The organism is Pseudomonas sp. HD57-3, from assembly GCF_056113135.1.
Genome location: NZ_CM148568.1, coordinates 1434229 through 1458480, shown reverse-complemented (window position 1 = coordinate 1458480; position 24252 = coordinate 1434229). Strand labels below are relative to the sequence as shown.

The 24252-nt window shown below is 59.2% G+C and carries 21 protein-coding genes and 1 pseudogene; 6 read left to right on the top strand and 16 right to left on the bottom strand.

The window, feature by feature from the left end; genetic code table 11:
• The first annotated feature begins 61 nt into the window (after positions 1-61).
• Complete coding sequence (locus tag AC0R79_RS06465; RefSeq protein ID WP_375745624.1) at positions 62-1546, top strand: APC family permease; 1485 nt, start codon at positions 62-64, stop codon at positions 1544-1546.
• 44 nt (positions 1547-1590) lie between these two features.
• Here the strand turns inward: AC0R79_RS06465 and AC0R79_RS06460 are convergent, their stop codons facing one another.
• Both AC0R79_RS06460 and AC0R79_RS06455 read right to left on the bottom strand, forming a co-directional pair.
• On the bottom strand, positions 1591-2217 hold the full coding sequence (locus tag AC0R79_RS06460; protein WP_474733751.1) for an RloB family protein: 627 nt from the start codon (positions 2215-2217) through the stop codon (positions 1591-1593).
• Between the two features lie 2 nt (positions 2218-2219).
• The gene (locus AC0R79_RS06455; RefSeq protein WP_474733749.1) at positions 2220-3473 is read right to left on the bottom strand and encodes an AAA family ATPase; all 1254 of its coding nucleotides are present in this window, start codon (positions 3471-3473) and stop codon (positions 2220-2222) included.
• Between the two features lie 533 nt (positions 3474-4006).
• Between AC0R79_RS06455 and AC0R79_RS06450 the strand changes: the two are divergent.
• A pseudogene (locus AC0R79_RS06450) lies at positions 4007-5230 on the top strand (IS3 family transposase).
• A 40-nt stretch (positions 5231-5270) separates the two neighbouring features.
• Here AC0R79_RS06450 and AC0R79_RS06445 read toward each other — a convergent pair.
• On the bottom strand, positions 5271-5456 hold the full coding sequence (locus AC0R79_RS06445; protein WP_007954656.1) for a hypothetical protein: 186 nt from the start codon (positions 5454-5456) through the stop codon (positions 5271-5273).
• Between the two features lie 403 nt (positions 5457-5859).
• Between AC0R79_RS06445 and AC0R79_RS06440 the strand changes: the two genes are divergently transcribed.
• Positions 5860-7488 (top strand): glucan biosynthesis protein D, encoded by a 1629-nt coding sequence (locus tag AC0R79_RS06440; protein ID WP_007954654.1) that lies wholly within the window; start codon positions 5860-5862, stop codon positions 7486-7488.
• Between the two features lie 12 nt (positions 7489-7500).
• Here AC0R79_RS06440 and AC0R79_RS06435 read toward each other — a convergent pair whose 3' ends face one another.
• From AC0R79_RS06435 to AC0R79_RS06420, 4 genes are all read right to left on the bottom strand, one after another.
• Positions 7501-8034: a GNAT family N-acetyltransferase gene (locus AC0R79_RS06435; protein ID WP_474733746.1), complete on the bottom strand. Its 534-nt coding sequence runs from the start codon at positions 8032-8034 to the stop codon at positions 7501-7503.
• Positions 8035-8125: 91 nt separating this feature from the next.
• Positions 8126-9232, bottom strand: coding sequence for an NADH:flavin oxidoreductase/NADH oxidase (locus tag AC0R79_RS06430; protein WP_085609151.1), 1107 nt, complete (start codon positions 9230-9232; stop codon positions 8126-8128).
• Positions 9233-9464: 232 nt separating this feature from the next.
• Positions 9465-11174, bottom strand: coding sequence for a single-stranded-DNA-specific exonuclease RecJ (gene recJ / locus AC0R79_RS06425; protein WP_127797024.1), 1710 nt, complete (start codon positions 11172-11174; stop codon positions 9465-9467).
• A gap of 54 nt (positions 11175-11228) precedes the next feature.
• On the bottom strand, positions 11229-11771 hold the full coding sequence (locus AC0R79_RS06420; protein ID WP_011332624.1) for a YaeQ family protein: 543 nt from the start codon (positions 11769-11771) through the stop codon (positions 11229-11231).
• A gap of 146 nt (positions 11772-11917) precedes the next feature.
• Here AC0R79_RS06420 and AC0R79_RS06415 point away from each other — a divergent pair, with 146 nt between their 5' ends.
• Together AC0R79_RS06415 and AC0R79_RS06410 are read left to right on the top strand one after the other, a co-directional pair.
• On the top strand, positions 11918-13117 hold the full coding sequence (locus AC0R79_RS06415; protein ID WP_474733743.1) for a CaiB/BaiF CoA transferase family protein: 1200 nt from the start codon (positions 11918-11920) through the stop codon (positions 13115-13117).
• Positions 13118-13130: 13 nt separating this feature from the next.
• Positions 13131-14024, top strand: a complete 894-nt coding sequence (locus AC0R79_RS06410; RefSeq protein WP_474733742.1) for a TIGR02285 family protein — start codon at positions 13131-13133, stop codon at positions 14022-14024.
• Positions 14025-14199: 175 nt separating this feature from the next.
• Here AC0R79_RS06410 and AC0R79_RS06405 read toward each other — a convergent pair whose 3' ends face one another.
• The 7 genes from AC0R79_RS06405 to xerD form a co-directional block, all read right to left on the bottom strand.
• Entirely contained in the window at positions 14200-14481 is a 282-nt protein-coding gene (locus tag AC0R79_RS06405) for a DUF3509 domain-containing protein (RefSeq protein ID WP_007954641.1), read from the bottom strand.
• Positions 14482-14645: 164 nt separating this feature from the next.
• Positions 14646-15053: a response regulator gene (locus AC0R79_RS06400; RefSeq protein ID WP_127797021.1), complete on the bottom strand. Its 408-nt coding sequence runs from the start codon at positions 15051-15053 to the stop codon at positions 14646-14648.
• Between the two features lie 118 nt (positions 15054-15171).
• Positions 15172-16542, bottom strand: coding sequence for a transporter substrate-binding domain-containing protein (locus tag AC0R79_RS06395; protein ID WP_127800822.1), 1371 nt, complete (start codon positions 16540-16542; stop codon positions 15172-15174).
• Between the two features lie 119 nt (positions 16543-16661).
• Positions 16662-18071 (bottom strand): threonine synthase, encoded by a 1410-nt coding sequence (thrC, locus tag AC0R79_RS06390; protein WP_474733741.1) that lies wholly within the window; start codon positions 18069-18071, stop codon positions 16662-16664.
• Positions 18072-18137: 66 nt separating this feature from the next.
• On the bottom strand, positions 18138-19442 hold the full coding sequence (locus AC0R79_RS06385) for a homoserine dehydrogenase (RefSeq protein WP_018926703.1): 1305 nt from the start codon (positions 19440-19442) through the stop codon (positions 18138-18140).
• A gap of 132 nt (positions 19443-19574) precedes the next feature.
• Complete coding sequence (gene dsbC, locus AC0R79_RS06380; protein WP_007954633.1) at positions 19575-20306, bottom strand: bifunctional protein-disulfide isomerase/oxidoreductase DsbC; 732 nt, start codon at positions 20304-20306, stop codon at positions 19575-19577.
• A 143-nt stretch (positions 20307-20449) separates the two neighbouring features.
• Positions 20450-21346 carry a site-specific tyrosine recombinase XerD gene (gene xerD, locus AC0R79_RS06375; protein WP_007954632.1) on the bottom strand — a complete coding sequence of 299 codons (897 nt, stop codon included), beginning with the start codon at positions 21344-21346 and terminating at the stop codon, positions 20450-20452.
• Between the two features lie 107 nt (positions 21347-21453).
• Here xerD and AC0R79_RS06370 point away from each other — a divergent pair, with 107 nt between their 5' ends.
• Positions 21454-23262: a cation:proton antiporter gene (locus AC0R79_RS06370; RefSeq protein WP_085609145.1), complete on the top strand. Its 1809-nt coding sequence runs from the start codon at positions 21454-21456 to the stop codon at positions 23260-23262.
• Between the two features lie 117 nt (positions 23263-23379).
• Here AC0R79_RS06370 and AC0R79_RS06365 read toward each other — a convergent pair whose 3' ends face one another.
• Both AC0R79_RS06365 and rplS read right to left on the bottom strand, forming a co-directional pair.
• Complete coding sequence (locus tag AC0R79_RS06365; protein ID WP_474733739.1) at positions 23380-23793, bottom strand: acyl-CoA thioesterase; 414 nt, start codon at positions 23791-23793, stop codon at positions 23380-23382.
• Positions 23794-23883: 90 nt separating this feature from the next.
• A complete protein-coding gene (gene rplS, locus AC0R79_RS06360) occupies positions 23884-24234 on the bottom strand; it encodes a 50S ribosomal protein L19 (protein WP_003175895.1) in 351 nt (116 codons plus the stop codon).
• Positions 24235-24252: the final 18 nt, after the last annotated feature.

Below are 24252 nucleotides of genomic sequence, written 5' to 3'. Positions count from 1 at the left end.
TTCACGGCCCCGCCACGGTTTCGGCCATCCGAAATCTGCCGATTTCACGGAGCAAACACACATGAGTGCATCACCCGATCTCTCAGCCGCCGTTGCCGACAGCGATGCCGAACAACTGCGCCAACTGGGCTACACCTCCAACTTCAACCGCAGCATGAGCCTGTGGGAAAACTTCGCGCTGGGCTTCACTTATCTGTCACCGGTTGTAGGGGTTTATACCCTGTTCGGCCTGTGCCTGGCCGCCGGCGGGCCACCGATGTTCTGGGCCTATTTGCTGGTCGGTTGCGGGCAATTGCTGGTGTGCCTGATCTTCGGCGAAGTGGTTTCGCAGTTCCCGATTTCCGGGGGGGTCTACCCGTGGGCGCGGCGTCTGGTGGGCAAGAAATGGGCGTGGATGGTCGGCTGGATCTACTCCATCGCCCTGTGCGTGACCATCGCCGCCGTTGCGGTCGGCGCCGGCCCGTACCTCGCGGCTATGCTGGGTTTTGAGCCGAGCAACAACACCAACATCGTCATCGCCCTGGTGCTGACGCTGTTCGCCACGCTGGTGAACCTCAGCGGCACCAAAGTGCTGGCGCGGATCGCCATGTTCGGCTTCCTCTGCGAACTGGTGGGCGCGGTGATCGTCGGCGTGTACCTGCTGATTTTCGAGCGTCACCAGCCGATCAGCGTGCTGTTCAACACCTTCGACATCAGCGTCAACGGCTCCTACCTGCCGGCGTTCCTCACCGCGTCGCTGGCGGGGATGTTCCTCTACTACGGCTTCGAGGCCTGCGGCGATGTGGCCGAAGAAACCCCGAACCCGAGCAAGAAAATCCCGGTGGCCATGCGCATGACCATCTACATCGGCGGCATCGCAGCGATGTTCGCTTGCCTGGCGCTGATCCTCGCCGTGCCGGACATGCAAGCGGTGATCAACGGCACCGACAAAGACCCGGTCACCACCATCCTCAACAACGCCTTCGGCCCGGTCGGCTCGAAAGTGGTGATGGGCGTGGTGATGATTTCCTTCATCTCCTGCGTCATCAGCCTGCAAGCGGCGGCGAGTCGTCTGCTGTATTCCTACGCTCGCGATGAAATGGTCATCGGCAGCCGACTGCTGAAAAAGATTTCTCCTACGACCCAAGTGCCAGTTGCTGCGCTGTTCGTGTCCGGCGTCCTGCCCGGCCTGATCATCGCCCTCGGCTTCTTCCTGCAAGACGCCGTGGCCACCATCGTCAGCTTCGCCGCCATCGGCATCTACCTCGCGTTTCAAATGATCGTCCTCGCCGCCCTGTACGCCCGCAGCAAAGGCTGGAAACCCAGCGGCAAATTCACCCTCGGCGCCTGGGGCTGGCCGGTGAACATCGGCGCGCTGGTCTACGGTGTCGGCGCAATCATCAACATGGCCTGGCCACGCACGCCGGATGCCGCGTGGTACATCAACTACGCGATGGTGCTGAGCACGGCGATCGTTATTGGGCTGGGGTTGGTGTACATGTGGATTGGCAAGCCGTATGACCATGGGAAGGCGCCGGCTGGGGATGCGTGGAAGGTGGGTCGGTAACAGAGCACAACCTGCCCGCAGGGATGCGGGCATGGTTCGCATGACTAGATCAATTGGGGTTTGGAGAGAGCTTCAAACTCATCCATGAGTAAATGGATCTCGCTACTTGGGTTGGGCTCACCACTGACAGAAACATCCTCAAGAATTTTCGGTGCCAGCGTTCTCGCCACATTGAATGGTTCTCCAAGCAGTTGAGTGAAATAGCTGATGTCCCTTCCCTTTTCATATCTAAACATGCCGGGCTTCGCTCTCAGGCTTTTGGTAACCAGATCACCCGGAGAGTTTTTCCCGACCGCCCTGAAAGGCTTTCGATTGAAACCAAAGTGCAGCAGAAGCCAAAACTCAAAACATGGATACGAGGCGATGACTGTGATCCTGGGATGAGACCTCGCAACATTCAGTGCCCGCTCGAAGCACAAGTGAGTATCACGATCCAACACACAGAACACTTTGTCGAACTGCTTTTGTCGCACAACCGCGCGCTCGACTATCCCGCTCGGATGCGTAATACCGCAATGGACGATTTCAACTTGTGCCTTGGCCCGAAAATAAAACGCGGCCTCCTCCAGATAACGCTTCCCTGACTTACTGTCCTCACACAAGACCAACACTTTCGGCTGCGCCTTGAAACGTGAACCCTTTCGATCAAACGACCTGTTCGAGCCCACCATTCTCAATCCCGCCTTATCAGCGGCAATCCGCGATAGCGGCCTTCGAAATAGCGTTTCTCGACATCCTCACTTTCCCGTCCCTCAAAATCGTGCACGGAAAACAGGCAGGTAGCGCCGTGGGCATCGCGTTCGGTGATCCAGAACTGATCCCGCCTGAGAATCTTTTCATTCATCAAATGCGTGTCGTGAGTGGTAAAGATCAACTGAGTGTCCAGACCACTGCTCAAGTGCTTGCCAATCAAGTCAGCCACGATTTCAGGATGAAGGCTGCTGTCCAGTTCATCGACACACAAAACCCCGCTACCCCCGGCCTGATTCATCATGAACCAGGGTAGCCAGAAGCCGATCAGATTCTTTGTGCCACACGACTCTTCAGAAAAATCGAATTCGGCGTCACCTGAGACACTGGAATGCGTAAGGGTCAGCTTGTCCTTTTGCGCCGCCGCGAAAAACTCTTTCAAGGTCAGTTTTCCATTGCCCGAGGTCGCTATGTCTTCGTCCGCGTTGAGTTGAATGGCCGATACAGGAATATCCAGAGCCTTGAGAAAGTCGCGAAGATCACTCGTATGGTTCTTGACCATTTTCAGAAACCGAATCGACGCTGTGGACAAACCAAGCATGTTGTTCTGTTCCACTACCAGCAACCCGGTTTGAAACCAACTGAACGGTAAGCGCAACTGGCTCAACTCTTCGCTGCTATTGGCAACGGCTTGCGCGATAAACAACATCTTCGGACTGGTTAATCGACGCCAGGCATTGTGTACTTCCTTGCCACCCTCAAGGGTTTTACCAAACACATAGTGTTCGCCCTCGGCATCAAACTGGCGCCGATAGAGCTGGGTTTCCTTTCCTTTTGGATAGACGATCAATTGCTCTTGAACAACCCGCTGGGCAGTCAGTCCGAGCACGAACCGATAACGCAGCCCGGCTTGTATAAAGTCGTACTCAAAGAAGCTGGGGGCATCATTCAAAGCCCGGTCAAACCGGAAGGGTGAAACCGGCAGTGCATCGTCATTTGATCCCGAAGGAATTGCCATCAAGCGTCCCACGATCCCCATTGCGCGGATCAATGAAGATTTCCCGGCAGCGTTCGGGCCGTAGATTGCCGCGACCTTCAATAAATCAGGGAGTCTTTCAGCAGTGATGGGAGGCTTGAAGGTATTACGCGATTTGCTCAGACGAGGAGTGGCCGCCATGGACAGGGTTTGCCTATCCCGAAACGAGCGGTAATTGGAAACCGAAAATTCGATTAGCATGTAGAAAACCTGCAGTTCATTCCTGGAATCCGAATAAATAAAGGAAAAACTGCGGCTTAGGGGCTGCCTCTCTGCAGGACATGCAAAAACAGGAAATTCCTACAGATGTTGCTTACGAGAAAGATCTTCAATTCCTACAACCAGCGTCGTCAGAGTAGACCTGGCACCGCTAGCGCCTGACCGATAGGCTTTGTCCCGTTGCAGCCCAATTAGTAGCTGAGGTCGAAGCCGGAAATCTGTCAATACGGTGTTTGCCCTTCATTGAACTGTGGTTTTTCCGAACCTCAGTTCTGCGTTATGGCGAGCCACGTGGTGCGGGCCTTCCGGTTTTGCCGTGTTGACGGGAAGTATCCCGACTTCGAACGCCACTCGGTTCGCCACCCAACTGGTCGAAGGGGTTGATGCAACTGCAGCATCCCCGGTAAGTCTCAAGAATGAAAAAGGGGCGGACTTCACAGTCCGCCCCTTTGGTTTTTCACTTGTCTCGTCCTGAATAAGGTTTACACCTTCTGACCCATTCTCAGGAGGGAGTAATGAATTCAGGAAAAAGGCGCAGTCAGCGTGATTACACGCGGACCTTTAAATTGTCGGTCGTCGATCAGGTCGAAAAAAGGCGAGTTGAGTTATAAAGAGGCTCAAGAGCGCTATGGCATTCAGGGTAAATCGACCGTACTGAACTGGTTACGCAGGCATGGTCGGCAGGACTGGAGTCAAGGCGCGTCCATTCGCTCCAAGAGACCCCGTTCCATGGATGAGCCCGATAAACCACTGACACCCGAACAGCGAATCAAAGAGCTTGAAGAAAAGCTGGCCCAAGCCAACCAGAAAGCTCAGTTTTTCGAAGCTGTCGTTGATGTTTTAAAGAACGACTTCGGTGTTTCTGTCGTAAAAAAGCGATCCGGCAAGTCCTCTCCCAAGGGCAGATCCAAGACCTGAGCATTAGTCGGGCTTGCCAGTTCATGGGGATTTCCCGTCAGGCTTATTACAAGCGCAACCGGGCGTGTGATGCCCGGGCCCGTCATGCCCAGGAAGTGATGGGATTCGTGAGGGAGAAACGACTTAGGCAACCGCGCCTTGGCACCCGAAAACTTCACAATCTGATGCACACTGAGCCAGAAGTGTCCGTAAAGGTCGGTCGAGACCGGTTATTCGATATCTTGCGAGATCGGCGCGAGCTGGTTCCCCGCAGACGGGCCTACCACAAAACGACAGATAGCCATCATCGCTTTCGCCGGCACCCAAACCTGCTTAAAGATGGGCCGATTCAGGTAGTTGCCAAGGCGCCAGAGCAAGTATGGGTTGCGGACATCACCTACTTACCGACGCAAACGGGTGTGGCTTATCTGAGTTTGATCACCGATGCGTACTCCCGAAAAATCGTAGGGCACCATGTCCATGAAAGCTTGCACACCGAATCGGTGATCCAGGCGTTCAACAAAGCCCTCAAGCAGCGGACAACGAAGCAATGTTTGGTGCATCACTCGGATAGAGGCGTCCAATACTGCTCCGAGCTTTATCAGCGGCTGCATGCCAAATACGGCATCACCTGCTCAATGACCGATGGCTACGACTGCTACCAAAACGCGTTGGCTGAGCGTGTGAACGGGATTTTGAAAAACGAGTTATTGCTGCATCGCCCCAAAAATTTTGCAGAGGCCATCCGGATGGTGGACGAGTCGGTGCAGATCTATAACAACGAGCGGCCTCATCTGTCGCTGAAATACAAAACGCCCGATGCGGTGCATCGGGCGTTTTGAGGCTGAAACAGGTGTAAACCTATTTCAGGACTAGACAACTTCAAAACCGCGAAACACTCCTCATCGCATCCACCAGATACCTCATCGCAATCCGGTCGCTTTCCGACAACTCCCGGTAACGCTCCACCAGTTTCAGCTCGTCAGGACTGAGCCGGCGTCTTCGCCGGACGTTGGTGAGGCAGGGAAAGATGCCCAACATTTCGGTGATGCCTTGTCCTTTTGTCATGGACGATGTCCTTTTCCAGTACGTCAGAAATTTTCGAAAACCGCATCGCCCTGCTCCTTTAAGCAGCGATTTGAGCCCTGCCGGTCGGATGGGTCGTGACCGGCGATGCCCATAGAATAGAAATTAAATCGGCGCTGAAAAGCTGTTTTTAGAGTAATTAGTCGAAAAAAGCAGATATGCCCTATAAATCAGAAAAGGCTGTGGGATAAGTAACCGTAACGTCTTGTTTCATTGAGACGCTGTCGTCGTGCTATCAATGAATTTTGCAAAATCAGCGAACGGATTAAGCTATCGGGCATCTGTTACTAGTCCGTAGCGTTTGGCCGAAGGCTTGTCCGAACCGTAATTTCTGATCCAGTACGTGCCAGGAACGGCGCGGGATTGTCCACGACAGGTTGTATCTATGCACCGCAGGAATTTGCTCAAAGCGTCCATGGCCATTGCGGCTTACACCGGCCTTTCCGCCTCCGGCCTGCTTGCCGCACGCGCCTGGGCCGCCTCTGGCGGTGCCGCCGACGGTGAAGCCCAGGCCTTCGACTTCGAGACGCTGAAGCGCCAGGCCAAGCAACTGGCCGGCAGCGCGTATCAGGACACCAAACAGGTGCTGCCGCCGACCCTGGCGACCATGACCCCGCAGAACTTCAATGCGATCCGCTACGACGGCGAGCATTCGCTGTGGAAGGAGAACAAGGGTCAGCTCGATGTGCAGTTCTTCCACGTCGGCATGGGTTTCCGTCAGCCGGTGCGCATGTACAGCGTCGATCCGAAGACCCGCACGGCCCGCGAGGTGCATTTCCGCCCTCAGCTGTTCAACTATGAAAACACTTCGGTCGACACCCAGCAGCTCAAGGGCGACCTGGGTTTTGCCGGTTTCAAGCTGTTTAAGGCGCCGGAACTGGACCGGCATGACGTGGTGTCGTTCCTCGGCGCCAGCTACTTCCGCGCGGTGGATGCCACTGGCCAATATGGCCTCTCCGCCCGTGGCCTGGCGGTCGACACCTACGCCAAGAAACGCGAAGAATTCCCTGATTTCACCAAGTTCTGGTTCGAAACTCCGGATCAGAACGCAACCCGCTTTGTGGTCTACGCCCTGCTCGACTCGCCGAGCGCGACCGGCGCCTATCGCTTCGACATCGATTGCCAGGCCGAGCGCGTTGTGATGGAAGTCGATGCTCACATCAACGCCCGCACCGCCATCGAACAACTGGGCATCGCCCCGATGACCAGCATGTTCAGCTGCGGCACCCACGAGCGCCGGATGTGCGACACCATTCACCCGCAGATCCATGACTCGGATCGTCTCGCCATGTGGCGCGGCAACGGCGAGTGGATCTGCCGCCCGCTGAACAACCCGGCGACCCTGCAATTCAACGCCTTCGCCGACACCGATCCGAAAGGTTTCGGTCTGGTGCAGACCGACCACGAATTCGCCAACTATCAGGACACCGTCGACTGGTACAGCAAGCGTCCGAGCCTGTGGGTAGAACCTACAACCGCCTGGGGCGAAGGCTCTATCGATCTGCTGGAAATTCCTACAACCGGCGAGACCCTCGACAACATCGTTGCGTTCTGGACGCCGAAAAAGCCAGTGGCTGCCGGTGATTCGCTGAACTATGGCTACAAGCTCTACTGGAGCGCCCTGCCGCCGGTCGGCACGCCGCTGGCGCGGGTGCATGCGACCCGTTCGGGCATGGGTGGATTTGTTGAAGGCTGGGCACCTGGCGAGCATTATCCGCCGGTCTGGGCCCGTCGTTTTGCCGTGGACTTCACCGGTGGCGGTCTGGATCGCCTGCCGCAGGGCACCGGGATCGAACCGGTGGTGACTTGCTCCAACGGCAAGGTGCAGGATTTCAGCGTGCTGGTGCTGGATGACATCAAGGGCTATCGGATCCTGTTCGACTGGTACCCGACCAATGACAGCGTTGAGCCGGTTGAACTGCGTCTGTTCATCCGCACCAACGACCGCACGCTGAGCGAGACCTGGTTGTACCAGTACTTCCCGCCAGCGCCGGACAAGCGCAAGTACCCTTGATGCTTTGAGCCGTCAGGTCAACGGGCAGTACAAGTGGATATCGTGGGGTTCAAGATCAAACAGCTCGGGATCCGGTTGTTCCAACAACCGGCAACCCTGGCGCTGATAGAACTCCACGGTATTGCGTGATTCGGTTGCCGAGACATACAACGCCCCGGCGCCGACCTCCCGGCCATGCTCGCAAGCCAAGGCGAACAACCGCCCGCCCAATCCCTGCCCGCGCCAGGCACGGCTGATGTGCAAAAACTTCAATTGCCGCATCTTCAAACCCTGATTGTGAATAACCCGGTTATCCACAACCACCGCCGCCACCAACGTCTCTCCATTGAATAGTCCGTGTAGCCACCCGCCGCTGCGCCAGCATTTTTCCAATACCCGCGCATTTTCCTCCGCTTCCCCTTCGGGCCATCCGCGCATGTCGAAACGCGCCGGATACAGAACCAGCTCACCGTCTTCCACGCGATAACACTCCTCGACCAGTTCACTGCGGTCGATCAGCGCCAGCAGCAGCAAGTCCGATTCAGTCAGCTCTCGTTCGATCAACATTGCGATCCATTCCTTTGCGATTCCAAACGACAGGCAAGAAAAAACCCGCCGGTTCAATGGCGGGTTTTATAGGCTTTGCGACCAGTCGGAATCAATCCCGCAGATCAGACTCGTGAATCGGCTGATCCCGATGAGTCGCACGTTGATACTGCGCCGGCCACACCGCTTTGCGTCCGCCCAGGTCATCGTCGGCATGCAGCGGCCAGTACGGATCACGCAGCAGTTCACGGGCGAGGAAGATGATGTCGGCCTGACAGGTCCGCAGGATGTGCTCGGCCTGGGCCGGCTCGGTAATCATGCCCACGGTGCCGGTGGCAATGCCTGACTCCTTGCGTACCCGCTCGGCGAAGCGTGTCTGATAACCCGGACCCACAGGGATTTCGGCGTTGACCGCCGTGCCGCCCGATGACACGTCGATCAGATCAGCCCCCAAGGCTTTCAGGCGTCGCGCCAGCTCCACGGTTTCATCCGGATTCCAGCCGTCCTCGACCCAATCGGTAGCCGACAGGCGCACAAACACCGGCAGTTCTTCCGGCCACACCGCGCGTACCGCCTCGGTCACTTGCAGCACCAGACGAATGCGATTTTCGAACGAACCACCGTATTGATCGCGGCGCTGATTACTCAGTGGCGACAGAAACTGGTGCAACAGATAACCGTGCGCCGCATGCACCTCGACCACACTGAAACCGGCGGTCAGCGCGCGTTTGGCTGCTGCCACGAAGTCCTGAATGACCTGGGCGATCTGACTCTCATCAAGTTGTTTCGGTTGGGTATGTTGCGGGTCGAAGGCAATCGGCGAAGGACCCACCGGCGTCCAGCCGCCGTCATCCGGTTTGACGCTGCCATGTTTGCCGATCCACGGCCGATGGGTGCTGGCCTTTCGCCCGGCGTGGGCCAGTTGAATGCCGGCCACTGCGCCCTGAGCGTTGATGAAACGGGTGATGCGTTGCAGCGGTGCGATCTGTTCGTCGTTCCACAGGCCCAGGTCTTCGGCGGTGATCCGCCCGTCGGCCGTGATCGCCGTGGCTTCGGTAAATACCAGGCCAGCGCCCCCCACGGCACGGCTGCCGAGGTGCACCAGATGCCAGTCGTTGGCCAGGCCATCGACGCTGGAATACTGGCACATGGGCGACACGGCGATACGGTTGGACAGGGTCAGTTGGCGAAGGGTAAAGGGTTCAAGCAGCAGACTCATGGGGCACCTCTCAAATCAGTGGGCAGGCTCCAGGGTTCTGTTTGAAAAGTCGACGAGTGACAGGAAAAAGGTGCAGCACCCGCCCCCGCGGGCAAAAAATTCGACAAGACGTCACAAGGCCAATCAAGCAGTGCTTAGAGCCTAGACGACATCCGGGGATGAGGGAGGGTTCAGAAATGAAACAGCACAATTGAAGATGCCTGCGCCCCTTCAGTAAGGGGCGCAACGACCTTTAGCGCGGTTCGATGTGGGCGATCATCAGTTGCACGGTCTCATTGCCGCGAAACTCGTTCAAATCGAGTTTGTAGGCCAGTTCGACCCATTTGATTGTCGGGTTCGGCCAGATATCGCGATCAATCCCGAAGGCGATACCGTCGAGCTTCACCGAACCGCATTCGGTTTTCAGCACCACTTTCAGGTGCCGCTCGCCGACCACTCGCTGCTCGACCAACTGGAACACGCCGTGAAACAACGGCTCCGGGAAATGCTGGCCCCACGGCCCGGCGTGACGCAGGGCGCGGGCCAGTTCCAGATGAAATTCCTCGACCGCCAAAGTGCCGTCCGACAGCAGGCGCCCGGTCAGGTCTTCTTCGCGAAGCTGCCTACGTACCTCGGCGTCAAATGCCTCGGCAAACAACGGAAAATTCTCCTGCGGCAAGGTCAGACCGGCCGCCATCGCGTGGCCGCCGTACTTGGCGATCAGATCCGGATGCTGCGCCGCGACCACGCTCAACGCATCGCGAATATGGAAACCTTGAACCGAACGCCCCGAGCCCTTGAGCAAACCGTCGCCAGCATCGGCGAAGGCGATGGTCGGGCGGAAATAACGCTCCTTCATCCGCGACGCCAGAATACCGATGACACCCTGGTGCCACTCCGGATCAAACAGGCAAAGACCAAACGGCATCGACTCGACCGGCAAGTCCTTGAGTTGGGCCAGCGCTTCACGCTGCATGCCTTGCTCGATGGATTTGCGATCCTGGTTCATGCCGTCCAGTTGCGCGGCCATTTCACGGGCCAGTTCTGCATTCTGGGTCAGCAGACATTCAATCCCGAGGCTCATATCATCCAGACGCCCCGCCGCGTTCAGGCGCGGGCCGACGATGAAACCGAGGTCGGTAGACGTGATGCGCGAAGCCTCTCGCTTGGCCACTTCAAGGATCGCCTTGATCCCCGGCCGCGCACGTCCGGCGCGAATTCGTTCCAGGCCCTGGTGCACCAGAATCCGGTTGTTGGCATCCAGCGGCACCACGTCGGCAACGCTGCCCAACGCCACCAGATCCAGCAGTTCGCCGATGTTCGGTTGTGGCTTGCTCTCGTACCAGCCGAGGCTGCGCAGGCGCGCGCGCAACGCCATCAACACATAGAAAATCACCCCGACCCCAGCCAGCGCCTTGCTCGGGAACTCGCAGCCGGGCTGGTTCGGATTGACCAGTGCATCGGCTTGCGGCAGTTCATCGCCGGGCAAGTGGTGGTCGGTGATCAAGACCTTCAGACCGTGACGTTTCGCAGCCGCCACACCTTCCACGCTGGAAATACCGTTGTCGACGGTGATCAACAGTTGCGGCTCGCGGGTCATCGCGACTTCGACGATTTCCGGGGTCAGGCCGTAGCCGTATTCGAAGCGGTTCGGCACCAGATAATCAACGTGCGCCGCGCCCAACAGGCGCAAACCGAGCACGCCCACGGTGCTGGCCGTCGCGCCGTCGGCGTCGAAGTCTCCGACGATCAGGATCCGCTGACGCTGCTCCAGCGCCGTCACCAGAAGGTCCACCGCCGCATCGATCCCTTTGAGCTGCTGGAACGGAATCAGCCGCGCCAGGCTCTTGTCCAGCTCCGCCTCGGACTGCACGCCCCGCGCCGCATACAGGCGGGTCAGCAGCGGTGGCAGTTCACCGAGAAACGGCAGAGTGGCGGGCAACGGGCGAGGATCGATACGCATGGGGTGACAGAGGCTTCTCTTGAATACGTGGGATTTTTCGGGAGTAACGCGGACTTAGCCGCGCTCGCCTTGCAGCCAGGTGAGCTGGACTTCGTGCTGGCCACGATCATCAGTGACGAAGATCGTGCCTTCGCTGATCATCACGTCCCACTTGATGACGCGAGGCATGTCCTTGGCCAGGGTTTCCAGCACTTCCTGAGGAACAGCGGCAATGTTGACGTTCTTCAGATTTTTGATCGCCGGGATCACCTTGCCTTCCCAGACGCGCAGGCTGCCGTAGGCCAGCAGGCTGGTGCGTTCGGTGCGACGGGAGCACCAGGTCAGGCGATCCGCATCTGGCTGGCCGACTTCGATCCAGTGCAGGACACGGTCATCCAGGCTCTTTTCCCACAGCGCAGGTTCATCCACGTCCGACAGACCACGACCGAACGACAGCTGCTCGTTGTACCAGAGCGCGTAGGCCAACAGGCGTACGGTCATGCGTTCTTCGGTTTCCGAGGGGTGACGGGCGATGGTCTGCTTCACGTTCTCGTAGACACTGCGGTCAAGATCGGTGAGGTTCAGTTCGAATTTGTAGGTAGTGGACGGCTGGGCCATGAACGGGCTTCTTGATACGAGGAAAGTCGGCAAGTCTAACCGATGCTGTAGGCAATCCACGAATTGATGGCGATCAACCTTGCGCGACTGACAGCCGGCTATGTTAAAACGCTGTATCCGTTCAGCCTTGTCCTACAGGATCTCGCATGCCGTTCGCCAACAAACCGCTCAGCGGTCTGAAAGTCATTGAATTGGGTACTTTGATTGCCGGGCCGTTTGCTTCGCGCATCTGCGGCGAATTTGGCGCCGAAGTGATCAAGATCGAGTCGCCGGACGGCGGTGATCCGTTGCGCAAATGGCGCAAGTTGTACGAAGGCACCTCGCTGTGGTGGTTCGTCCAGGCACGCAACAAAAAGTCCCTGACGTTGAACCTGAAACATCCCGATGGCCTGGCGATCCTGAAAAAACTGCTGGGTGAAGCCGATATCCTGATCGAGAACTTCCGCCCCGGCGTCCTGGAAAAACTCGGCCTGAGCTGGGAAATCCTGCACGCACTGAACCCGAAACTGGTGATGGTGCGCCTGTCCGGTTTCGGCCAGACCGGTCCGATGAAGGATCAGCCTGGGTTCGGAGCGGTCGGCGAATCCATGGGCGGCCTGCGCTACATCACCGGTTTCGAAGACCGCCCGCCAGTGCGTACCGGGATTTCCATCGGCGACTCGATCGCCGCCCTGTGGGGTGTGATCGGCGCGTTGATGGCCCTGCGTCATCGCGAGGTCAACGGCGGTCTCGGCCAAGTGGTCGATGTGGCGCTGTACGAAGCGATCTTCGCCATGATGGAAAGCATGGTGCCGGAGTTCGATGTGTTCGGCTTCATTCGTGAACGCACCGGCAACATCATGCCGGGCATCACACCCTCGTCGATCCACACCAGCGCCGACGGCAAACACGTGCAGATCGGCGCCAACGGCGATGCGATCTTCAAGCGCTTCATGCTGATCATCGGCCGTGAAGATCTGGCCAATGACCCGGCGCTGGCCAGCAACGACGGGCGCGACACCCGCCGCGATGAGTTGTACGGTGTCATCGACCGCTGGGTCAATTCGCTGCCGCTGCAAACCGTGCTGGATCTGCTGAACCAGGCCGAAGTGCCGGCCAGCCGGATCTTCAGCGCCGAAGACATGTTCAACGATCCGCAGTACCTGGCCCGGGAAATGTTCCTGCACGCCAAACTGCCGGACGGCAAACCCTTCAAGATGCCGGGCATCGTGCCGAAACTCTCTGATACACCCGGCACGTCCGAATGGGTCGGACCGCAGCTCGGTGAACATAATGCGCAGGTACTCCACGATCTTGGCTACGACGAGAAGCAGATCGCCCGGCTGCGCGAAGACGGAGCCATCTGAGCTGAAGCGCCTGATGCCCTCGGCCTCGAACCGCGCCCACCATTGGTGGACCTGGCGGTTGTTCGGCCTGCTATTTCTGCTGGTGCTGCCGGCGTGGGCGCAGGCCAAACCGACGTTGATCTGGCTGTTGCGCGACCTGCCGCCGCTGACGATCTTCGAAGGCCCGAAAAAGGGCCAGGGCGTTATCGATCAATTGATGCCGATGCTGATTGCCGGCATGCCGCAATACGACCACACCTTGATGCGGGTCAATCGTGCCCGTGGCATTCAAATGCTTCATGAACATCCCTTCGCCTGCGATCCGTCGCTGATCTGGAACAAGGAACGCGCCCAGTGGATTGCGTTCTCCATTCCCGCGTTTCGCGCGGTCAGCAATGGTCTGGTGGTGCGTCAGAGAGATCGCGAAGTGCTGGAGCCGTTTCTGGTCGAGGACGAAGTCGATCTGTCGGCGTTTCTGGCCAACGGCGAGCGAAAAGTCGGAGTGGTGGCGGAACGCAGTTATGGCGAGTACATCGATACATTGCTGCATCAGGCACCGAGCGGCGCGCTGACGCCCCACTACGGCAACGATGCGCTCAGCAGCCTGCTGTCGATGCAGCGTCTGGGGCGTTTGCAGGTGGTATTGGGTTACTGGCCGGAAATCCGTTACCAGGCGCGCCAGGCCGAGATCGCCGAAGACGAACTGCTGTTCTTCCCGATTCGCGGCACGGGCAAGTACCTGTCGGGCCATGTCGGCTGCACCGACACCACGGCGGGCCGGCAGGCGATCACGGAGATCAACCAACTGTTGCGCACCCTGCCCCACGACCACCTCAACCAGCTCTACGCCGACTGGCTCGATCCCGAGCGGCGCCAGGATTATCTGGAACAGGCGCGGATTTTCTTCCAGCAACAGGCCGCGCAGTGAAATCCGGGCAAAAAGAAACCCCGAGAAGTGGGGAGACGACTCGGGGTTAAACGTGGTCTGTATCAAAGACCCGTAGCAGCAAGCGACAAGCACCGGAGCACAATGCTTGATCCTGCTGTTACGGGGTCTGACTGATCGGGATGCAGGAAGGTTCCCACAATTGAAAAATCAGTTTTCAGAGGGACGGGTGCTTGTCGAGGGCTGCGTTTCGCAACGCGGCGATCACACAGGGTTCCAGCCGGCCTTCTGCAATCAGGATGTCACGGTGCAGGCCGTCGACCACATCCGTCAGTTGGCGCTTGTCGCTCAATTGCGCCTGATTGAATTCGCGCTCCACCACGATCGCGCCGCTGCCGTTCTTCAAGGTCACCAGGCATTCGCCGTGGCGACCGCGAGGGGTCAACGTCACCTGATACGGGCTCAGAGCCTCACCGAGCAATAGACTGATACTTTCCATCTCGATCTCCACTCAATAGTCCGAAAACACAGTGTCTGGGGCGTGTTCACAGTAAATGACAACCGGCCCGAGAGGAAAGTTCTGCTCGTCGCCGGCCTCTCCCGGAGCGTCACCGGCCTATCGGAGCATGCATGGTGACGATGACAGAAAAATAACCACAAGGCTCAAGCGTCGACGGATTGCCTAGGGATGGTCATGTAGGTGTCCAGCAACGCCCTCATCAATACCGCCGAGACCGGCGTGTGAAGGCGGCCCAGCAAGGTGATCCGGTGCTCGCCCAGCAAGGCTTCCAGATCATCCAGCATGGCGGGCGCCACAGCCCCCACCATAATCAGTGCCCGCGCTGCTTGCCGGTCGGCCAGATGCCGGATCAGCGCCAACCCGTCGCCGCTCTGCAACTGTGGATTGCACACGGCGATGTCGACGGTTCCGCGGCGCTCCAGTGAACGCTTTGCCGAACCCAGCGACGGTGCGGTCAGCACATCGTAGATACCGATGGCGTTGAGCATCTGGTGCAACGCCATCAACTGGAACGGGTTGGGTTCGAGAATCAGGATCTTGAGCGAGCGCATGGGACGACCTCTGGAACGACAATCGCGGATTCACGCCGCAGTGGCTTGTCACTCTAGGGTGTTCGTCCTAAGCCTCCCATCAGAAAAGTAGCCGCGTTTTATAGGACTTTTCCCATCTTTAATGCAGACATCGACACCCGCTCTCCTTCCGCCGCTCGGTGATGTCCGTCCAGCCCCCGAGCAGGCCGCGCAGTTTTCCATCGACACTGTAAAACGGCACCGTCCATTGATAGATCTGACGGGGGCCGCTCTTGAACATCAGTTGCCGCTTGCTGAAGCGTGTTTTACGCGTACCCAGTTGCGCCATGAATTCGTCATGCAGCATCAATGCCGTGGCCTGTGGCAGTGCATCGAATTCGAACAGCATTCGGCCCTGCACCTGCTCCAGCCGGACCGACAGCGCATCTTCATAACTGCGGTTGCACATGATCAACCGGCCCTGCAGATCGCGAACGAACACAGGGTCAGGCATCGCATCGATCAATGCGTGTTGAAAGGCCAGTTGATCACCCAGGCCCTTTTCAGCCTCCCTGCGCTGTTTTATTTCAGTAGCGAGTCGACGATTCCATAGCAGCGAAAGCAGGCCTAACAACCCGAGTGCCCCCATCCCCCAGCATCCCCACTCGATCAGCCGAGCGCGGAACGACGGTGCCGGCGCAGGTGATACTCCGTCCAGCCACTTCAGGCGCATGGCACGCAGTTCGGCCGCCGAGAAAGCGCCCAAGGCTTTGTTGAGGATGCTCACAAGCTCGGGTAGCCCCTTGCGTACCGCCAGATGGTCGGCCTCCCACTTGCCCTCGACGAGACCACCGACCCTGAGCAGGCCGGAGGGAAACAGCTGCGCGCCGATCTCGTTTTCGATAGTGGCGTAAGCCTCGCCGCTTTCGACCAGCGCCCGGGCCTCGGCATAGGTCTTGACCGAGCGGATCTCGATCGACGGGTAGTCACGTCGAATGCTGTCCTCCAGCGCATGTCGGGCCGGCAGCACCAGGACTCGCTTGGCCAGCATCTCGAGCGACCGTATTGCCGGCTCGCCCGAATGACCGACGAACACCCACCCGGCACCGCCAAACGCGTGACTGAACTCCAGAAACGCCTTGCGCTCGTCGTTCATTGCCAACGTCGTGCTGATGTCGGCCACGCCACTCTGGAGCCGTTCAAGCATGTGGTCGGTGGAAAACGATTCCTGATGAACGAACTGCAATCCGGTCATGGCGCTGATGTGCTTGAGTACATCGTTGTTCAAGCCGCTCCACTGGCCATGCTCGTCCTGAAACAGATACAACGGGTATTGCACCGAGGCGACGGTCACCCGTGGGTTATCTCGAATCCACTGACGCTCATGCTCATTCAGCTCGATGGGCTGAACCGCCTCCAGCGCATCGGAATGCTTCGTCAGATGGGCTGCTTCGATCCACTGCGACAACCCGAAGCATCCCAATAAAAACAACCAGCACAGAGCTGGTTTCAATCCTGAAAAAAACCGCATTGCCACATCCTTCGTCATCGACTCGCCCGTCCTTGGTGGGCGAAACGCGCGCAGTGTGGCATGCAAAAACAAGAAAGCCCGTCAGGAGACGGGCTTCAAAATGTGACAGCTTTGCGGGCTTAAAGAGGCTTGCCGCGGTTGCCATGCTGGCTGACAAAGGCTTGCACGGCTTTGAGCTCGTTCGCCAGCACAGTGCAGCGCTCTTCTCTCTCAAACAAATCAGAAAGATGTGTAGGTAGTTCGAGAGCTTTTCCTACACCGGCTTTCTCCACCGCGTCCGGGAACTTGACCGGATGCGCCGTGCCCAGAATCACCATCGGGATGTCCAGGCTGCGGCGGCATTCGCGAGCGGCTTTCACGCCGATGGCGGTGTGCGGATCCAGCACTTCACCGGTCTGCTCGTAGACTTCGGCGATGGTTTCGCAGGTTTGCGCATCGTCCACGGCCAGCGAGTCGAACAGTTTGCGCGCCTCGGTCCAGCGTTCCTGTTCGACGCTGAAACCGCCGCCCTGCTTGAACGAATCCATCAGCCCGGCAATCGCCGCGCCGTTGCGACCGTGCAGGTCGAACAGCAGGCGTTCGAAGTTCGACGAGACCATGATGTCCATCGACGGCGACAGCGTGGCGTGCAGGGTTTCCTTGACGTACTGGTTGCCGCTCATGAAGCGGTGCAGGATGTCGTTGCGGTTGGTGGCGACGATCAACTGGTTGATCGGCAGGCCCATGTTGCGTGCCAGGTAACCGGCGAAGATGTCGCCGAAGTTGCCGGTCGGCACCGAGAACGACACCGAACGCGCCGGGCCGCCCAGTTGCAGGGCTGCGTGGAAGTAGTAAACGATCTGGGCCATGATCCGCGCCCAGTTGATCGAGTTCACTGCCACCAGACGGGTGCCCTTGAGGAAGCTCTGGTCGGCGAAGCTGGCCTTGACCATTTCCTGGCAGTCATCGAAGTTGCCTTCGATGGCGATGTTGTGGATGTTCTCACCGAGGATGGTGGTCATCTGCCGACGCTGCACTTCAGACACGCGGTTGTGCGGGTGCAGAATGAAGATGTCGACGTTTTCGCAGTGCTTGCAGCCCTCGATGGCGGCCGAACCGGTGTCACCGGAGGTGGCGCCGACGATGACCACGCGCTCGCCGCGCTTTTCCAGCACGTAGTCGAGCAAACGACCGAGCAGTTGCAGGGCGAAGTCCTTGAACGCCAGGGTCGGGCCGTGGAACAGCTCCAGCACCCATTCGTTGCCGTTCAGCTGACGCAGCGGCGCCACGGCGTTGTGGGCGAACACGCCGTAGGTTTCTTCAAGAATCTTTTTGAAATCGGCGTCCGGAATGCTCCCGGTAACGAACGGGCGCATGACGCGGAAAGCCAGCTCGTGGTACGGCAGGCCGGCCCAGGAAGCGATTTCTTCCTGGGTGAAACGTGGCAGGTTTTCCGGGACGTACAGACCGCCGTCGGTGGCAAGACCGGCCAGCAGGACATCTTCGAAATTCAGGGCCGGTGCCTGGCCGCGGGTACTGATGTAACGCATGACTGACTCCAATGGACAGTGTTCACGACACCGGCCCCGCTGGCGGGACCGGTGAAGGAGATCGGCTTAGTTCAAGTGCTCGACGCGGATCCGCACAACCGGACCGACCACGCCCGCCAGCGCTTCGAGGGCGGCGATCGCATCGTTGATGTGCTGTTCCAGCACGCGATGGGTCAGCAGGATCATCGGCACCAGGCCGTCGTGTTCCTCGACTTCCTTCTGCATGATCGACTCGATGTTGATGCCGCGCTCCGAGAGGATGCTCGCCACCTGAGCGAGTACGCCCGGGTGGTCCTTGGCCTGAATGCGCAGGTAGTAGGCGCTTTCGCAGGCTTCGATCGGCAGGATCGGATGGGCCGACAGCGAGTCCGGCTGGAAGGCCAGGTGCGGCACGCGGTTCTCCGGGTCGGAGGTCATGGCGCGAACCACGTCCACCAGATCCGCGATCACCGACGAAGCAGTCGGCTCCATGCCGGCGCCGGCGCCGTAGAACAGGGTCGAACCGGCAGCGTCACCGTTGACCATCACCGCGTTCATCACGCCGTTGACGTTGGCGATCAGACGATCGGCCGGGATCAGCGTCGGGTGTACGCGCAGCTCGATACCGGCGGCGGTGCTGCGTGCAACGCCCAGGTGCTTGATGCGGTAGCCCAGCGCTTCGGCGTAGTTCACGTCGGCGGTGGTCAGCTTGGTGATGCCTTCGGTGTAAGCCTTGTCGAACTGCAGCGGAATACCGAACGCGATCGATGCCAGGATCGTCAGCTTGTGCGCGGCGTCGATGCCTTCGACGTCGAAGGTCGGGTCGGCTTCGGCGTAGCCCAGCGCTTGCGCCTCGGCCAGCACGTCTTCGAAGGTGCGCCCCTTCTCGCGCATTTCGGTGAGGATGAAGTTACCGGTGCCGTTGATGATCCCGGCGACCCAGTTGATACGGTTGGCGGACAGGCCTTCACGGATCGCCTTGATCACCGGAATGCCGCCGGCTACCGCCGCTTCGAATGCCACGATCACGCCTTTCTCGCGTGCCTTGGCGAAAATTTCATTACCGTGAACGGCAATCAGAGCCTTGTTCGCGGTGACCACATGCTTGCCATTCTCGATGGCCTTGAGTACCAGCTCGCGGGCAACGGTGTAGCCGCCCATCAGCTCTATGACGATGTCGATCTCAGGGTTCGTGGCCACTTCGAAGACATCGTTGGTAATCGCAATACCGGTCGTCTGGAACTGAGGCTTTGGCGTGCGCATGGCAATTTGTGCCACTTCGATTCCACGCCCGGCACGACGAGCAATTTCCTCGGCGTTGCGCTGAAGTACGTTGAAGGTTCCGCCACCGACGGTCCCTAACCCACAGATGCCTACTTTGACCGGTTTCACTGTGAACTCCCCATAAAACGGCCGACACGAGGCCGGCCGTGAAAACAACCGCAGGTTCGCGGCTCTCTGTTGATGGCCCGGCAATCCTGCCGCCGGACCACGCTCGTCAACGCCTGAGCGTGACGATGCGAATTACTTCGCGCCCAGCGCCAGTTTGGCGACTTGTGGCGCAGGCTGGTAGCCCGGAATGACTTGTCCGTCGGCCAAAACGATGGCCGGTGTGCCGTTCACGCCGATCGACTGACCGAGGGCGAACTGCTTGGAAACCGGGTTCTCGCACTTGGCGGCCTTGATTTCCTTGCCATCGACCATTTTGTCCATGGCGGCTTTCTTGTCTTTCGAGCACCACACGGCTTGCAGCTGTTCGTCACCCGGCGAGCCCAGGCCCTGACGCGGGAACGCCACGTAACGCACTTCGATGCCGCGCTTGTTCAGCTCGGGCACTTCGGCGTGCAGCTTGTGGCAGTACGGGCAAGTGGTGTCGGTGAACACGGTGATGTGCGACTTGGTTTCGCCCACGGCCGGATAAACCACGGTCTCGGCCACCGGGATCGCATTGATCAGTTTGGAAATGCCCAGGCGCTCGGTCTTCTCGGTCAGGTTGACCGGTTTGCCGTCCTTGAGCTGGAACATGTAGCCCTGAACGATGTACTGGCCGTCGGCGCTGGCGTAGAGCACGCGGCTGCCCTTGAGCTTGACTTCATACAGGCCCGGCAGCGGGCTGGCGGTGATGGTGTCCACCGGCACGTCGAGCTGGAGGTTTTCCAGGCTTTGGCGAATCGCTTTGTCGGCCGCGTCATCGGCGACGGCAAAGGTGCTGACCAACGCAATGGCTGCGGCGGCGAAAATCTGGGTCAGACGCATGAGAACTCCTGAAGGCGGACAAATGGAACGATCAGAACGCCCGTGCCGGAACACCGGGTCATAACCGCCCATCGTGCAAACCGGCAAAGCCTACCACATAAGGCTCCCGTGGCCGAATGCGCCTGTCGCAAGACAAATGGCGCTCAGCCGCGCGGGTGATGTTTGGCATGCAGATCCTGCAACCGCGCCCGGGCGACGTGAGTGTAGATCTGCGTGGTCGACAGGTCGCTGTGGCCCAACAGCATCTGCACCACCCGCAAGTCGGCGCCATGGTTGAGCAGGTGTGTGGCAAACGCGTGACGCAAGGTGTGCGGCGACAGCGATTTACCAATGCCGGCGACCTTGGCCTGATGCTTGATGCGGTGCCAGAAGGTCTGCCGAGTCATCTGTTCGCCGCGCTGGCTGGGGAACAGCACATCACTGGGGCGCCCGCCCAGCAGTTCACCGCGACCATCGCGCAGGTAGCGTTCGACCCAGACAATCGCTTCCTCGCCCATCGGCACCAGCCGTTCCTTGCTGCCTTTGCCCATCACCCGCAACACGCCCTGACGCAGGTTGACCTGTTCCAGGGTCAGGCTGATCAGCTCGGTGACACGCAGGCCGCAGGCATACAAGACTTCGAGCATGGCGCGATCGCGCTGGCCGATGGCTTCGCTGAGGTCTGGCGCCTTCAGCAGGGCTTCGACGTCGGCTTCCGACAGGGATTTGGGCAATGGCCGACCGAGCTGTGGCATATCCACGCGCAAGGTCGGATCGACCGAAATCAGTTTTTCCCGCAGCAGGTAGCGATAAAAGCCACGCACACCGGAGAGAAATCGCGCAGTGGAACGGGGTTTGTAGTTCTGTTCCAGACGCCAGGCCAGGTGATCGAGGATCAGTTCGCGACCGGCATTGATCAGTTCGAGACCTTTCTCCTGCAACCAGCCATTGAACAGCGCGAGATCGCTGCGGTAGGCATCGCGAGTGTTGTCGGAGAGACCTTTTTCCAGCCAGAGGGCGTCGAGAAACTGGTCGATCAGTGGGTGGTCGATGGCAGGCATGGGCGCTCAAGACACGCAGGCTTGGCACTGCGCGCAAATAAAGAGTGAACGGTTGAAATGGCCGCTAGTCTTTCATAGCCCGCTATTTCAAGGAACAGGGAGCTTCAATGAACGAGCAGCAAATTCTGTTGGCTTTCGGTGGTATCGGTGCCGCCGCGCTGGGCTGCCAATGGCTCGCCTGGCGCCTGAAGCTGCCGGCGATTCTGTTTCTGCTGCTGACCGGCATTCTGGCGGGCCCCGTGCTGGGATGGCTCGACCCGCAGGAAATGTTCGGTCCGTTGCTGATGCCACTGGTGTCGCTGGCGGTAGCGCTGATTTTGTTTGAAGGCAGCCTGACCCTGCACCTGTCGGAATGGCGCGAGATTGGCAGCGTCGTGCATCGCCTGGTCACCATCGGAGCGCTCTCGACCTGGGTAGTGATTGCGGTCGCGACCCACTGGCTGCTGGGCTTCGACTGGCTGCTCGCCATCCTGTTCGGCAGCCTGACCCTGGTCACCGGGCCGACCGTGATCGTGCCGATGCTACGGGTGGTGCGGCCAAAGGCTTCGATCGCCAACATCCTGCGCTGGGAAGGGATTGTGATCGACCCGATTGGCGCGCTGCTCGCGGTGGTGGTCTACAGCTTCATCATCGCCCGGGCCGAAGGTCATGGTCTGGAACAGAGCCTGCTGACGTTTGGCGGAGTGATTGTCTGCGGCAGCGCGTTCGGCGTCGCCGGTGGCTGGCTGCTCGGCACGATCATCCGGCGCCAATGGCTGCCAGAGTATTTGCACAATCTGGCATCGCTCGCCGCGGTGCTGGGAATATTCATCGCCGCCAACCAGGTCATGCACGAATCCGGGCTGCTGGCGGTGACGCTGATGGGCATGTGGCTGGCGAACATGAAGGGCGTGGACGTGCGGCACATCCTGCACTTCAAGGAAAACCTCAGCGTGCTGCTGATTTCCGGGCTGTTCATTTTGCTCGCGGCGCGACTGGATCTGAACGCGTTGATCGGTCTCGGACCGCTGGTGCTGATTCTGTTGCTGGTGATTCAGTTGATCGCCCGACCGCTGAACGTGGTGCTGAGTACCGCAGGCTCCAGCCTGAGTTGGCGGGAGCGCGCATTGTTGTGCTGGATTGCCCCGCGCGGGATCGTCGCAGCGGCAGTCTCGGCGATCTTTGCGATTCGCCTGGATGAAGCGGGCCATGAAGGTGCGCTGTTGCTGGTACCGCTGACCTTCGCCGTGATCATCGGCACCGTCGTGCTGCAAAGCGCGACTGCCCGGCCACTGGCGCGTCTGTTGAAAGTAGCAGAGCCGGCGCCCAGTGGCTTCCTGATCGTCGGGGCGAACGGACCTGCACGTCTGCTTGGCAAGTCGCTGCAACAGCTGGGCAGCCGGGTGCTGCTGACAGATTCAAGTTGGGAAAACATCCGCGCGGCGCGCATGGATGGCTTGCCGACCTACTTCGGCAACCCGGCCTCGCAGCATGCCGATGCGCATCTGGACCTGGTCGGGCTGGGGCATTTGCTGGCGCTGTCACCGTCGGGCGAACTCAATACGCTGGCAGCCATGCGCTTTCGTCATGACTTTGGCCATCAACGCCTGTTCGGGCTGGCCAGCGGTCAGGAAAGCCGTCGCAGCGACAAGCACCGCGCCAGCCTCGAACATCGCGGCAATCAACTGGGGAGCGAGGCGCTGACTTACGCCAGACTCGCCAGCCAACTGGGTCAGGGTGCCGACCTGTACAGCACGACGTTGACGGACGGGTTTGGCTGGGACGATTACCGGGCGCTGCATGGTAATCGCGCGACCCTGCTGTTCATGCGCGATGACAGCGGCTGGGTGCATGTGGTGTCGCCGGAAACCGTGCTAAAGCCGGGGCCGGGGTGGACGCTGGTGGCGCTGATTCAGCCGGAGAGTGGCAGCGCCTGACAGATCAAATCGCGGGCAAGCCCGCTCCCACAGTGTCCGTGTCGAACGCAACATCAGCGGACAACACAAAATCTGTGGGAGCGGGCTTGCCCGCGAATGCCGCGGCTCGGTGCTAAATCAGGTCGCGAAACCCGGCAGCACCGGCACCGGACGCTTGTCATCATCAATCGCAACAAAGCTGAACTGCCCGTGAATGGCTTTCTCACGTCCGTCACAGCTCATGCTTTCGACGAACACTTCCACCTCGACCTTGAGACTGGTGTTGCCGACCTTGATCACCCGCCCGACCAGCTCGACGATGGAACCTGCCAGGATCGCGTGATTGAAGTCGATGCGATCGGTCGACACGGTCACCAGCGGCAAACGGCAGAAGCGCGTGGCAGTGATGAACGACACTTCGTCCATCCAGGCCAGCGCCGTGCCGCCGAACAGGGTGTTGTGGTGGTTGGTGGTCGGCGGGAAAACCGCCTTGGTCACGCGGGTCACCGAGAGTTCGGTGCGACGTTCGATTTCTTGCTCGCGAGGGGTCATGGGTCAGGCCTGAAACGGAATGCTGGGGATAAATTGCGGGCAACAAAAAAGCAGCCCGTAGGCTGCTTTTTTCTGCATCGGAAGCTGGACTTAAGCCAGTTTTTCCTTGATGCGAGCTGCTTTACCCGACAGGTCGCGCAGGTAGTACAGCTTGGCTTTACGTACGTCACCGCGACGTTTAACAGCCATGCTGTCGATCTGCGGGGAGTAGGTCTGGAAAGTACGTTCTACGCCAACACCGTTGGAGATTTTACGAACGGTGAACGCACTGTTCACGCCGCGGTTACGCTTGGCGATTACAACGCCTTCGAACGCTTGCAGACGGGAACGATCGCCTTCCTTCACTTTCACCTGAACGACGATGGTGTCGCCCGGGGCAAAGGTAGGGATTTCTTTGGTCATCTGCTCTGCTTCGAGTGCAAGGATGATTTTGTTGGTCATGCTGTGCTCCTAAGGTAA